This is a genomic window from Xanthomonas sp. 3307, assembly GCF_014199735.1.
Lineage (GTDB): Bacteria > Pseudomonadota > Gammaproteobacteria > Xanthomonadales > Xanthomonadaceae > Xanthomonas_A > Xanthomonas_A rydalmerensis.
In genome coordinates this window covers 252,961-267,385 of sequence record NZ_JACHOG010000002.1, presented here as the reverse complement: position 1 = coordinate 267,385, position 14,425 = coordinate 252,961, and the positions used below count along the sequence as shown (strand labels likewise).

Sequence of the window (14,425 nt, the reverse complement as noted above, 5' to 3'; positions counted from 1 at the left end):
GCACCCTGCGACGGCGACGCTGCAGCGCGCTGGAGACATCAGGCCTTGTTCGAGGGACGCGGTGCCGATCGGGGCGCCGCCTCTGTGCCTTCAGCACCCAGATGCGACGCGACGCGATGTGGGCAGGCGATGGCGCATCGCGCGCGCTGCGTCCCGCCTGGCCGACAGGCCGGCCGCGTAGTGCCTGGCCAGGCCAGGCACTGTTGGACCATGCGGGCGCCGACCGCGCGCCCGCGCCTGTTTCAGAACTCCTTCCAACTGCTGTCGCTGTCGGGCGTGGTCACGACAGCACGCAACCGGGACGCGGCAGGGCGGCCGGCCGTCGGACGCTTGGCTGGCGGTGCCGTCGGGCCTGGAACCGCCTGCCGCGCGGCCGCATGCGCGGCATCGAGCTTGAACACCGCCACCGCTTCGGTGAGCTGCACCGCCTGGTCCTCGAGCGAGCGCGCGGCGGCGGTGGCTTCTTCCACCAGCGCGGCGTTCTGCTGGGTGGTCTCGTCCATGTTGGTGATGGTCTGGTTGACCTGGGCGATGCCGGCCGACTGTTCCTGCGACGCTGCGGAAATCTCGCCCATGATGTCGGTGACCCGCTGCACGCTGGACACCACCTCGCTCATGGTCGCGCCGGCGCTGTGCACCAGGGTGGAGCCTTCGGCCACGCGCTGCACCGAGTCTTCGATCAGGTCCTTGATCTCCTTGGCCGCGCCGGAGGAGCGCTGCGCGAGCATGCGCACTTCCGAGGCCACGACCGCAAAGCCGCGGCCCTGTTCGCCGGCGCGTGCCGCTTCCACCGCCGCGTTCAAGGCCAGGATGTTGGTCTGGAACGCGATGCCGTCGATCACGGAGATGATGTCGGCGATCTTTCTGGAGGAGGCTTCGATGCCGCGCATGGTCTCCACGACCTGGTCCACCACCTGCCCACCCTGCGCGGCCACGCCGGCCGCGCCGATGGCGAGCTGATTGGCCTGGCGCGCGCCGTCCGCATTCTGCTTGACGGTGGAGGTGAGTTCTTCCATCGAGGCGGCGGTTTCTTCCAGGTTGGCGGCCTGCTGCTCGGTGCGCTGCGACAGGTCCTGGTTGCCGGCGGCGATCTCGCTGGCGGCACCCTTGATCGATGCGGCCGAGGTCTGGATGCTGCCGACGATCTGCGCCAGCTGGCTGGCCGTGGCATTGGCGTCGTCGCGCATCTGCGCGAACACGCCGCGGAACTCGCCGTTCATGCGCACGGTGAGGTCGCCGGTGGCGATCGCCTGCAGCAACCGCGACACCTCCGCCAGGTTGGTGTCGGTGGTCTGCATCAGGTTGTTCAACCCTTCCACCATCCCGCGGAAATCGTGGTCGAACGCCTGCGCATCGCCGCGGGTGGCGAAGTTGCCGGCCGCGGCGGCCTGCGCCAGGGCGAGGATCTGCCGGTTGATCGCCTGCAGATTGCGCTTGGTCGCCGCCATCGCATCGCTGAGCGCCGCCTTCTCGCCGGGCAAGGCGCGCATGTCGGGCTGCATGTCGCCTACGGCGTAGCGCGACATGACCGCCACCAACTCGCGCTGCACCTGCACATGCGCATCGACCAGGTCGTTGGTGCCGGCCACCATGCGGCCGTACTCGCCGGGGAAGCGCGCCGCATCCATGCGATAGCTCATCTCGCCGGCGTCGTGCCGGCTGGCCATGTCGTCCTGCGCGTCCATCACCGCGCGCAGCTGCGCCTGCATGCTGCCCATCGACTGCAGCAGCTGCCCCATTTCGTCCATGCGGCGCGGTTCGATGCGGCTGTTCAATTCGCCCGAGGACACTGCCGCGGAGACCTTGACCGCCTCGGCAAGCGGCGCCAGCACCTGCCGCCGCAGCAGCAGGTACAGCGACACGCCGAGCAGGGCGGCCGAGAACAGTCCCACCGCGAGGATGACCCACAGCAAGGTGCGGGCCTGCGCCATCACGTGGTGCTTGGGCACCATGATGCCGAGCGCGAACACCTGCGGCGCCTGGCCCAGGCGCATCGGCACGAACACCCGCAACCAGTCCTCGCCGGCCACCATGGCCTCGTCGCTGCTGATCTGTCCCGCGCGCACGTTTGCCAGCATGGCCTGGGTGCCGGCGTCGGACAGCGTCTTGCCCACCTGCTTGGCATCGGCGCTGGCCATCACCGCGCCGGTCGGCGACAGCAGCATCGCCTGGCCCACGTCCAGCGGATGCAGCGACGCCACGCGTTTTTGCAGCGCATCCAGCGACATGGTGATGTTGACCGTGCCCAGGAACTTGTCGCCGTCCATCACCGGCGTGCTCAAGGTGGTCATCAGCGTGTCGACGCCGGCCACCGGGTAGTAGTAGGGCTCGATCACCACCGGCGCGTGGCTGTTGCGCGCCGCGAGGTACCAGTCGCCCTCGCCGGGCTTGTCGTAGCTGTGCAGCGCCTCGCGCACCAGCTCGCCCTTCTGGTACGACCAGTACACCATGAAGCGCCCGGTCGCATCGTGGAAGGGCGCGTCGACATTGGCGGTATCGTGTCCATCGAACGCGTTCGGCTCCCATAGCGTGCTGATCCCCAGCCAGCGCTTGTGAAGACGCAGCTGCTCATGCAGCACGGCGGCGGCCGAGTCCCGGCTCACGCCGTTGGCGCCGCGCTGGATGCGAAAGGTGTTGGCCAGGGTCGCGCCGGCATCGAAGGCCGAGCCGATGTCCGAGGAGATCTCGCTCGCCTCGTGGCGCGCCGCTTCGCGCAGCATGGCATGCGACGCGTCGAGCAAGGCATGGCTGCTGCGCCAATAGGTGATGGCGGCGGTCATGCCGAAACACAGCAGGGCGATGATGCCGGTGCCGATCATCAAACGACTGGCGACGCTGTGACGGCGGACGAGGGTCCTGCTCATTGCTGCTCCCGTTGTGGATGATGGGCGACCCTGCTGGGCACACCGCTGCGCTGAGGTATCGACGTCCCCGCGCCAAACTTGATCTCCGTTTTCATGCTCATGCTGGGCCTGCCGTGGCCGATACTGGTCTGGCGACAACCACCAGGGAGGCGGTCACGCTCATGTCCTTTCGTTCCGGGCTTTTATTCGTGCTGGCCGCTGCCTTAAGCGGTCATGTATGCGCACAGGACACTCAGAACACCGAGACCTACTTCAAGCTCGGCGGAGCGGTCCGTTTCAACTACGGCTGGCTGGATTACGGCCCCACGCATGGCCTCGATCTGGAACTGCTGCGGGTCGACCTGAATGCGGGAGACGGTCCGTTCTTCGTCTCTGCGCAACAGCGTTGGTACGACGGATTCAATGCGGTGCATCATGCGTTCGTGGGCTGGAACGTCGACGATCGCACGGTGCTGAAGGCCGGCATCCAGCAGGTGCCGTTCGGCCTGTTGCCGACTGCCTCCAACAGTTTCTGGTTCGGGTCCGGCTACTACCTCGGCATCGAAGACGATTACGACCCGGGCCTGGTGCTCATGCGCACCAACGGCAACGACACCGTGCACGTCGGCTGGTTCTCGGGCGACGAATACGGTGACGGTGCGCGCACGGCGCGCTATTCGTTCGATGTCGCCGAGACGGCGCGCTATCCCTATCGCGAATACCATCGGCTGAATGTGCGCTACGAACACCGCGTCGACCTGGCACACGGCAGCCTCCTGCTTGGCGCGTCGGCGTTTTCCGGGCAGATACTCGATGTCGAGGATCGCCGCCGCTACGGGCATCGCGGCGCGGCGCTGCACGCGCAGTGGAGCAGCGGCGGCTGGACCAGCCAGGTGCAGTGGGCGCGCTATCGCTACGCGGTACCGAGCGATCGCATCGCGATGTCGGCGTTCCTTGCGCCGTTCGAGATCGCCGCCGAAGCCGATGTCCCCACCGCCAACATCGCGTATTCGTTCGGCAAGGGGCGCTGGCTGGACGACGTGACCTGCTACAACAACTTCAGCATGACCCTGCCCACCCACGATCGGCCCGACCTGCGTTCGTCCGCGCAGAACGTCACCGGGTGCAGCATCAAGAAGGGCGTCATGCTGACCTATCTGGACTGGATCGCCGGCAGGAACATGTGGTTCGCAGGCGGCGACGGTATCGCGATCGACGACGGCGACCGGTCCAGGTGGCACTCGCGGTTCAACCTCAACATCGGGTTCTACTTCTAGCGGTTGCCGTGTTGCATTCCTGGGAGAGGAAGACCTTCCGGTTTCGATCCACGTCGTTGCTGTGGCGACGTGCCATCTGATGGCGGAGCAGCGAGCCTGGTGTCTTGCGCGGAATTCTTCGCCACGCTTGCCACACATGGACGATGCCCGACCCGAGCTGCGGCGAACGACGTCGCGGCTGCCGGGCGCAAACAAGGCCGGCCGCTGGGCACGCGCTACGACGCGCGTGCTGTCACGTCCGCATGTGTCGGAGCGGGCGGCACCGCAGCTGCCGATGCGGGAATTGCCCAGGCTGGCCGCTGCGCCTGAGGGACCGCATGCGGTCGTTTTGTGCGCGAGGAGATTCCTCGATGCAGCCTGCCCGCCTGTGCTGAGGGGGCCTGGTCGCGGCTGAGACCGCTCCTGCAAAGGCGTTGCGCGTCTGACCATCTCTATCGGCTGATCGCCGTGGCGAACGCTCCTGCATGCCTGCGCCGTGCGCAAACCAACACTGTCCTGCCTCGGCGACTGCCGAACGATCCGCGGCTCCCAAGCTGGGGCCGAATCACGGCCATGCGTCGTCGCCTGCGCTCCAGGTCCCCCTCGCGCGCTCTCGGGAGCCGCATTTCGCGCAATCGACTCCATCCGCGTCCGTCTGGTGCGGCCTTCGGCATGCGTCGGCGGTCCGAGGGCGCACTTACCACCTTTTTGCGTCAAGTCCTTGACAGAAAAAGAAATCGCCGGAAAGGCGGCATGTCAAGAATGGCAAGGTGCGTGCCGAAAAATTGACGAAACCTGATTGTTTTCATTGATATTTGTCGAAAAATTAACGAAACAAGGCTGAATTCGCGGCTTTTGTCACGGCTCGTGTCTCATCAAGTCAAAAACTTGACGTAATTCCGAGGCCGAGTTAACACTCGAGTCAGTTCCGCATTCCACCTCGGTTCATCTACAGCTCCGAGCAGCGACAGGCGTGAGCCTCTCGCGTCCCGGTAAGGGACGTGCGGCACCAAAAACCGACAGGGGGTCGGCCGGCCGGAACGCCGGGCGAGGGTGGCTTTTTGACCAAAACCAGCCGAATTGAGGAGCAGTCGTCGATGAATCGGATTTATCGCAAGGTCTGGAACAACGCACTGGGGATGTGGGTCGTGGCATCGGAACTGGCCAGCGGCGATGCGCGCGGCGCCGTCGTCCGCGACCGCCGCGCCGCACGCGCACACGGCCTGGCCCTGGCCGGCGCGATCGCCCTGGCGCTGGGCGCCGGCGCCCTTCCCACCAGCGCCCAGGCGCAGGCCCTGCAGATCGGCGACAACGCCAGCGCCAGCGGCGACTACGCCACCGCGGTCGGTGCCGAGAGCAACGCCAGCGGCGCGCAGAGCACCGCGACCGGCGCGGCCAGCAATGCCAGCGGCGACGGCAGCGTGGCCAGCGGCACGCTCAGCGAAGCCAGCGGTGTGGAGGCCAGCGCGCTCGGCTACTACAGCACCGCCAGCGGCGATGGCGCGACCGCGCTCGGCGCCGAGAGCATCGCCTCCGGCGCCGCCAGCGCCGCGGTCGGCGTGGCGGCCGACGCGACGGGCGAGTACGCCACCGCGGTCGGCGGCTTCTCCAGCGCCAGCGGCTTCAACAGCACCGCGCTGGGCAATAGCGCGGTCGCGCAAGGCCGCAACAGCGTGGCGCTGGGCGCCGATGCGGTGGCCGACCGCGACGACAGCGTCTCGGTCGGCAAGGCCGGCAACGAACGCCAGATCACCCATGTGGCCGCCGGCACCGAAGCCACCGACGCGGTCAACGTGGCGCAGCTGGACGCGGTCAAGCAGACCGCCGACACCACCGCCAAGTACTTCCAGTCCAGCGGCAGCGACGCCAGCGATGCTGGCGCCTACGTCGAGGGCGCCAATGCGATCGCCGCCGGCGAAGGCGCCAACGCCATCGGCAACGGCGCCAGCGCGCTCGGCAGCGGCGCCACCACCCTGGGCGGCAATGCCACCGCGGTCGGCAGCAACGCCACCGCCGTCGGTGCCTCGGCGACCGCGGTCGGCGGTGCGCTGTCGATCGTCGACGAGAACGGCCAGGTGCAGCTGGAAGGCACCACCACCGCGGCCGAGCAGGGCGCCAGCGCGTTCGGCGCTGGCGCGCAGGCCAATGGTGCGTTCTCCACCGCACTGGGCACGGCGGCGCGCGCCGACGGCCTGCAGAGCACCGCCACCGGCTTTTCCGCCGCGGCCACCGGGCTGGCCGCGACCGCCAACGGTGGCTTCAGCCAGGCCGGTGGCGACTTCGCTTCCGCGGTCGGCTACGGCGCCAACGCCAGCGGCGGCAACGCCGTGGCGCTGGGCTATTCGAGCCTGGCCAGCGGCGCGTCCAGCACCGCGGTCGGTGGCAGCGTGCTCGGCCTGTTCACCACCGAGGCGCAGGGCGAGGGCGGCAGCGCATTCGGCGCCGGTGCCTGGGCCAACGGCGCGTTCTCCACCTCGGTCGGCTGGCTGAGTTCGGCCGACGGCGCCTCCAGCGCCGCGTTCGGCGCCGCGTCCTGGGCGCAGGCCGACGATTCCACCGCGCTGGGCTACGGCGCCAAGGCCGCGGCCAGCGGTAGCGTCGCGCTTGGCCAGGGCACGGTCGCCGATCGCGCCAATACCGTCTCGGTCGGCACTGCCGGCAAGGAGCGGCAGATCGCCAACGTCGCCGCCGGTACCGAAGGCACCGATGCGGTCAACGTGGCGCAACTGGACGCGGTGAAGCAGGCCGCGGCCACCACCGGCAAGTACTTCCAGGCCAGCGGCAGTGCCAGCAGCGATGCCGGCGCCTACGTCGAAGGCGACGACGCGCTGGCCGCCGGCGAGGCCGCCAATGCCATCGGCAACGGCAGCACCGCGCTCGGCGCCGGCGCCGATGCGCTCAACAACGGGGCGACCGCAGTGGGCAGCGGCGCGGTCGCGGCCGGGCAGAACAGCGCCGCCTTCGGCACCAACGCGCAGGCCACCGGGCCGGCGGCGGTAGCGGTGGGTGGGGTGGCGGTGGATGCCAACGGCGAGCCGCTGATCACCAAGAGCGGGGTGGCGGTGGACACCGGCGCCACCAGCGCCGGGGTCGGCGGCACCGCGCTGGGCGCCAGCGCCGACGCCAGCGGTTTCGCCGCTTCGGCGGTGGGCGTGGGCGCCTACGCCGGCGGTGCGCAGGCGGCGGCCTTCGGCGCGGTGGCCAATGCCACCGGCGATTACGCCACGGCGGTCGGCACGCAGAGCGCGGCCACCGGCACCAGCAGCGTCGCGGTCGGCGGTCCGGCCGACCTGATCCCGGGTCTGGGCCTGTTCGTGCAGACCCAGGCCAGCGGCACCAATGCGGCCGCGTTCGGCGCCGGTGCGATCGCCTCGGGCGACTACGCCACCGCCAACGGCAGCATGACCGAAGCCTCGGGCCTGCAGAGCACCGCGCTGGGCTACTTCGCCTATGCGCCGGGCGCCTTCGCCAGCGCGCTGGGCGCGCAGTCCTGGGCCAGCGGCGCCAACAGCACCGCGGTCGGCTACTACAGCACCGCGCTGGCCGCCGACAGCGTGGCGCTGGGCGCCAACGCGGTGGCGCGCCGGGCCAATACGGTCTCGGTCGGCGATGCCGGCAGCGAGCGGCAGGTCGTCAACGTCGCCGCGGGCACGCAGTCCACCGATGCGGTCAACCTCGCGCAGCTGGATGCCGTGCGCGCCACCGCCGAAGACACCTCCAAGTTCTTCGCGCACGGCGGCGGCGCGGTCGGCGCCTATGCCGACGGCGAGGGCGCGCTGGCCGCCGGCGATGCGGCCAATGCCTACGGCAGCGGCGCGGCGGCGTTCGGTAGCGGCGCGGCGGCGATGGGCGACGACGCGGTGGCGCTGGGCAACGGCAGCAGCGCCAGTGGCACGGGCGGCACCGCGATCGGCGGCCGCGGCCAGGCCTACGACCAGTACAACCAGCCGATCGTCGATGCCGACGGCAAGCCGGTGCTGGTCGGCGCCAATGCAGGCGAGAACGCCACCGCACTCGGTGCGGGCGCGCAGGCCACCGGCAGCGTCGCCACCGCCACCGGCTACGGTGCGCAGGCCACCGGCGACCACAGCACCGCCGGCGGCTACAAGGCGCGCGCGACCGGCAACTACAGCCTGGCGCAGGGCGACAACGCCTGGGCCAGCGGCGAGGACGCCAGTGCGGTCGGCGCCTATGCCTGGGCCACTGCCGACGGCGCCTCGGCGTTCGGTGCCTCGGCCTGGGCCACCGGCGCCAATGCGTCGGCCTTCGGTACCGGTGCATGGGCCAGCGGCAGCGGCGCCACCTCGATCGGCTTCAACAGCTGGGCGCCGGGTCTGAGCGCCACCGCGGTCGGCCGCGGCGCCTTCGGCTACGGCAACTACAGCGTGGCGATGGGCTTCCAGGCGCTGGGCAACCAGGTCAATACCATCGCCATCGGCACCAACACCGTGGCCGACGCCGAAAGCGCGATCAGCATCGGTGCCGGTAGCGAAGCCACCGCCGCCAATGCGGTGGCGCTGGGTGCCGGGGCGGTTGCCGACCGCGCCTACAGCGTGTCGGTGGGCAGTGCCGGGCAGGAACGGCAGATCACCAACGTCGCCGCCGGCACCGAAGCCACCGACGCGGTCAACGTCGCACAGCTGGATGCGGTGAAGCAGGCGGCGGCGACGACCAGCAAGTACTTCCAGGCCAGCGGCAGCGCCGACAGCGATGCCGGTGCGCTGGTCGACGGCGACAACGCGCTGGCCGCCGGCGAGGCGGCCAATGCCACCGGCGACGGTGCCACCGCGCTCGGCGGCGGCGCCAATGCCGTGGCTGCCGGGGCGACCGCGATCGGCTTCAACGCCGTGTCCAGCGGCGTCGACGCGGTTGCGCTGGGCAACACCAGCCAGGCGTCGGGCGAGAACAGCATCGCCATCGGCAGCAACGCCCAGGCCAGCGAGATCGGCGCCACCGCCAGCGGTGCCGGTGCGCAGGCCAGCGGCACCTACGCCACCGCCACCGGCAACGAAGCGGTGGCCTCGGACAACCAGGCCACGGCGACCGGCTTCCGCAGCACCGCCTCGGGCACCGGCGGCACCGCGCTGGGCGGCTACAGCGAGGCCACCGGCTATCTGTCCTCGGCACTGGGCTATGGCGCGCTGGCATCCGGCAGCTACGGCACCGCGGTCGGCGTGTCCTCCACCGCCTCCGGCAGCGGCAGCGTGGCCGTGGGCGAGTACAGCGTGGCCTCCGGCGAGGAGAGCGTGGCGGTCGGCGGCACCTCGTTCTTCGGCCTGATTCCGGCCGAGGCCTCGGGCGCCAACAGCGCGGCGTTCGGCGCCGGCGCCGGCGCCACCGCGGACTTCAGCAGTGCGCTCGGCAGCCTCAGCTACGCCAGCGCCGACAGCGCCAGCGCCTTCGGCTACGGCGCGTACGCGTCCGGCGTCAACAGCGTGGCCCTGGGGGCGAACTCCGAGGCGGCGCGCGACAACACCGTCTCGGTGGGCAGTGCCGGCAACGAGCGGCAGATCACCAGCGTCGCCGCCGGTACCGAGGCCACCGACGCGGTCAACGTCGCCCAGCTCGACGCGGTGAAGCAGTCCGCCGATGCCACCGGCAAGCAGTTCAAGGCCAGCGGCGGCAGCGATCCGGCCGACGATGTCGGCAGCTACGTGGAAGGCAATTACGCCACCGCCGCCGGCGAGGCCAGCAACGCCTACGGCACCGGCGCCTCGGCGTTCGGCAGCGGTGCGCTGGCCGGTGCCCGCTACGCCACCGCGTCCGGCTACAACGCCACGGCCACCGGCGAATCCAGCACCGCGATCGGCGGCTCGCTGTACTACACCGATGCGTCGGGCAACGTGCTGCTCGACGCCACCACCACCGCCAGCGCCGCCGGCGCCACCGCGCTGGGCGCGGGGGCGCAGGCCAGCGGCACGTTCAGCAGCGCCAGCGGCGCCGGTGCCATCGCCAGCGGACTGCAGGCCACTGCCGACGGCTACAAGGCTGCCGCCAGCAGCGACTACAGCACCGCGGTCGGTGCCTTCAGCGCCGCCAGCGGCACCCGCACCAGCGCGTTCGGCTACGGTGCGGCGGCGGCAGGCAACTACGCCTCGGCGCTGGGGTGGGGCAGCACCGCGTCCGGTGCCTATGCGTCGGCGCTGGGCAATAGCGCCCGCGCCACCGGCGAAGATGCGACCGCGCTCGGTGCCTCGGCCTGGGCCACGGCGGCGCAGACCACCTCGGTCGGCCAGTTCGCCTGGGCCACGGCGCAGGGCGGCACCGCGATCGGCCAGAACGCCTTCGCCTTCGGCGGCACCAATGCCACGGCGCTGGGCATCAACGCGTCGGCCAGCGGCGCCGGCAGCGTCGCCCTGGGCTCGGGCGCGCGCACCAGCGAAGCCAACGTGGTGTCGGTGGGTGGCGGCAACGGGGTCAGCGCACCGGCGACGCGCCGCATCACCAATGTCGATGCCGCGGTCAACGCCAACGATGCGGTGAACAAGGCGCAGCTGGACGCGGTGGCCACCGCCGCCGGCGACACCAGTGCGCGCTTCCAGAGTTCCGGCACCGCGGTGGCCAGCGCCAGTGGCGTGGACAGCACCGCGGCCGGTGCCGGCGCTATCGCCAGCGGCCTGCGCAGTTCCGCGCTGGGCGTGGGCAGCGTCGCCGCCGGCGCCGGTGCCACCGCCAACGGTGCCGGCAGCTCGGCGACCGGTGCGCGCAGCACCGCGATCGGCCTGCAGACCAATGCGATCGGCGAGAACGGCGTGGCGATGGGCTACAACAGCTTCGTCCGCAACAGCGGCAGCAACGGCGTCGCGCTCGGCGCCAATGCCGGTGTCTCGGCGGACAACGCAGTCGCGCTCGGCGCCGGCTCGCGCGTGTACGAGGCCGACACCGTGTCGCTGGGCAGCGGCAACGGCCGCGGCGGCCCGGCCACCCGGCGCATCGTCAACCTGACCGCCGGCAGCCTTGCCGCCGGCAGCACCGAGGCGATCAACGGCGGGCAGCTGTACCAGTCGCTGAGCAACATGGCCACGTTCCTGGGCGGCGGTGCCGGGCTCGGTGCGCAAGGCCTGTTCGTGGCGCCGACCTACGTGATCCAGGGTGCCAGCTACAACAACGTCGGCGCGGCGCTGGCAGCGCTGGATGGCAAGGTCAGCGAACTGGATGCGCGCAGCGGCGGCAGCGCCACCGCGGCACGCAGCGCACGCATGGTCGGTACCAGTGCGGTGGCCGTGCAGGCCGAGGCTGCGCCTGCGGCGTCGGCAGCGACGGCTGCCACTGCAGCAGCGGCGACGCCGGTGTCCGGAAGCATCGGCACTGCGCAGGTCGGCGAAAACGTGGCGGTGGCCTCCAGTGCCACGGCGGTGGGGACCGCCGCGCGCGCCAACGACGTCACCGGCACCGCCATCGGCGGCAGCGCGTATGCGCATGGCCCCAACGACACCGCGATCGGCAGCAACGCCAAGGTCAATGCCGACGGCAGCACCGCGGTGGGCGCCAACAGCCATATCGCGGCGGTGGCGACCAATGCGGTGGCGATGGGCGAGGGCGCCAGCGTCAGCGCGGCTTCGGGCACCGCCCTCGGCCAGGGCGCCAGCGCCACGGCGCAGGGTGCGGTCGCGTTGGGGCAGGGTTCGGTGGCCGATCGTGCGCAGACGGTCTCGATCGGCAGCGCCGGCAACGAGCGCCAGCTCGCCAACGTCGCCGCCGGCACCCAGGCTACCGATGCGGTCAACAAGAGCCAGCTCGACAACGGCGTGGCTACCGCCAAGTCGTACACCGATGCGCGCTTCGGCACCATGGCCGACAGCTTCGAGGTGCTGCGCGGCGACGTCGATGCGCGGTTGCGCGACCAGGACCGCCGCATCGACCGCCAGGGCGCGATGAGCGCGGCCATGCTCAACATGGCCACCAGCGCCGCCGGCATCCGCACCCAGAACCGGGTCGGCGCCGGCATCGGCTTCCAGAACGGCGAGTCGGCGCTGTCGGTGGGCTACCAGCGTGCCTTCAGTGATCGCGCCACCGTGACCATCGGCGGTGCGTTCAGCAGCGACGACAGCTCCATCGGCATCGGTGCCGGTTTCGGCTGGTGATCCATCGCGGACGGCGGCGCGTGCCGCCGTCCGCCACGCAATGGCCTGAGGGGGCAGACCACAGGACCTTGGCTGGGCCGGCCAACGGATTCGGTAGAGGGAGTTTTACGGCCGCAACTGTCGCCTGATCCACGAAACTTTGAAGAGGACGTCAACGTGATCGACAAGCAAAACCTTCGTATCAATGCCATCGCCGCCGCCATGCTGGCGATGTCACTGGGAGCCTCGAGCGCGATCGCGGCCAGCGCTTCGGCGCCGCTGCCGGTCAAGGAACCGGGCAGGTCCGCGCCGGCCGATGCGGTGACCTCCAACCGCATCCTGGTGCGCTACAACGCCGGCACCGCCGCGGCCAGCGACCGCAGCGCCAAGCTGTCGACCGTGCAGTCGGCGGTGGGCCGCGCCAGCCTCGGCGGCGGCAACGGCATCTCGCGCGCGGCCGCGGCCAGCGTGCGCGCCGAGTACGTGCGCACCCTGGGCATCGGCGCGGACCTGATCCGCCTGACCGGCAAGCTGAGCAAGGCCGACCTGGACAAGGTGGTGGCGGAGATCGCCGCCGACCCGACGCTGAAGTACGCGCAGGTCGACGCCAAGCTGCGCCCGGTCGATGTGCTGCGGGCCGCCTCGCAGGTGCAGCCGCAGCTGGTGCCCAACGATCCGCTGTACGCGCAGTACCAGTGGCACTACAGCAACGCCACCGGTGGCATCAACCTGCCGGCCGCGTGGGATGTGTCCAAGGGCGACGGCGTGGTGGTCGCGGTGCTCGATACCGGCATCCTGCCGAACCACCCGGACGTGGCGGTGAACCTGCTGCAGGGCTACGACTTCATCTCCGACGCGGCGACCTCGCGGCGTCCGACCGATGCCCGCGTGCCGGGCGCGCTGGACTACGGCGACTGGGTGGAGAACGACAACGAGTGCTACGCCGGCTCGGTGGCCGAGGACAGCTCCTGGCACGGCAGCCACGTCGCCGGCACCGTCGCCGAAGCCACCAACAACGGCATCGGCATGGCCGGCGTGGCGCCCAACGCCACCGTGCTGCCGGTGCGCGTGCTCGGCAAGTGCGGCGGCTACACCTCCGACATCGCCGACGCCATCATCTGGGCCTCGGGCGGCACCGTGTCCGGCGTGCCGGCCAACCAGAACCCGGCCGAGATCATCAACATGAGTCTGGGCGGCGGCGGCGCTTGCGACAGCGCCACCCAGGAGGCGATCAACGGTGCGGTGTCGCGCGGTACCACCGTGGTGGTGGCCGCCGGCAACAGCACCGCCAATGCCGCCAACTTCAGCCCGGCCAGCTGCGACAACGTGATCGCGGTCGGCGCAACCCGCATCACCGGCGGCATCACCTACTACTCCAACTACGGCGCCAAGGTGGACCTGTCCGGTCCGGGCGGCGGCGGCAGCGTCGACGGCAACCCGGGCGGCTACATCTGGCAGAACGGGTACAACGGTGCGACCACGCCCACCTCCGGCAGCTACACCTACATGGGCCTGGGCGGCACCTCGATGGCCTCGCCGCACGTGGCCGCGGTCGGTGCGCTGGTGCAGAGCGCGCTGATCGCCGCGGGCAAGGCGCCGCTGACCCCGGCGGCGCTGGAGACGCTGCTCAAGCAGACCGCGCGTCCGTTCCCGGTGTCGATCCCGTCCAGTACCCCGATCGGGACCGGCATCGTCGACGCCAAGGCCGCCCTGGCCAAGGCGCTGGAAGAGCCGTGCGATCCGGCCACCGAGCAGTGCGCGCCGCCGGCGACCGCCCTGACCAACAAGGTGGCGGTGGCGGGCCTGGCCGGTGCCGCGGGCAACGAGGTGCTGTACAGCTTCGAGGCCAAGGCCGGTGCGGTGCTGAGCTTCCTCACCTACGGCGGCAGCGGCAACGTGTCGCTGTATGTCAGCTTCGGCAAGGAGCCGGGCACCGGCAACGCCGACGCCAAGTCCACCCGTCCGGGCAACAACGAGACGGTGCGCTTCACCGCGCCGCAGGCCGGCACCTACTACATCAAGCTGGTCGGCGAGAGCGCCTACAACGGCGTGAGCCTGGTCGCGCGCCAGTAAGCGCACCCGGCGCAGGGAAGCGCCATGCGGTTCCAGGAAACCCGGCTGCGGCCGGGTTTCCTGCGTCTGGGGGCAGCGCCGTGCGGCCTGCTCCGCGGTCGCCATGGGGCGTTACGCGACTGACCAGCATGTCCTGCCAGGATGTCAGGCCGATGACCGCGACGGGCCTGCCTGCACCCGCGTCCTGGCC

At 70.8% G+C, this 14,425-nt stretch carries 4 protein-coding genes; 3 read left to right on the top strand and 1 reads right to left on the bottom strand.

Translation table 11 applies throughout. From position 1 onward, the window contains the following. Positions 1–242: 242 nt before the first annotated feature. On the bottom strand, positions 243–2,864 hold the full coding sequence (locus tag GGR64_RS06000) for a methyl-accepting chemotaxis protein (protein ID WP_184644556.1): 2,622 nt from the start codon (positions 2,862–2,864) through the stop codon (positions 243–245). A 113-nt stretch (positions 2,865–2,977) separates the two neighbouring features. Here GGR64_RS06000 and GGR64_RS05995 point away from each other — a divergent pair, with 113 nt between their 5' ends. From GGR64_RS05995 to GGR64_RS05985, 3 genes are all read left to right on the top strand, one after another. Further along, complete coding sequence (locus GGR64_RS05995; protein ID WP_326520309.1) at positions 2,978–4,120, top strand: hypothetical protein; 1,143 nt, start codon at positions 2,978–2,980, stop codon at positions 4,118–4,120. Positions 4,121–5,196: 1,076 nt separating this feature from the next. Continuing rightward, positions 5,197–12,183 carry an ESPR-type extended signal peptide-containing protein gene (locus tag GGR64_RS05990; protein ID WP_184644554.1) on the top strand — a complete coding sequence of 2,329 codons (6,987 nt, stop codon included), beginning with the start codon at positions 5,197–5,199 and terminating at the stop codon, positions 12,181–12,183. 156 nt (positions 12,184–12,339) lie between these two features. After that, positions 12,340–14,235: a S8 family peptidase gene (locus GGR64_RS05985; RefSeq protein WP_184644552.1), complete on the top strand. Its 1,896-nt coding sequence runs from the start codon at positions 12,340–12,342 to the stop codon at positions 14,233–14,235. Positions 14,236–14,425 lie beyond the last annotated feature (190 nt).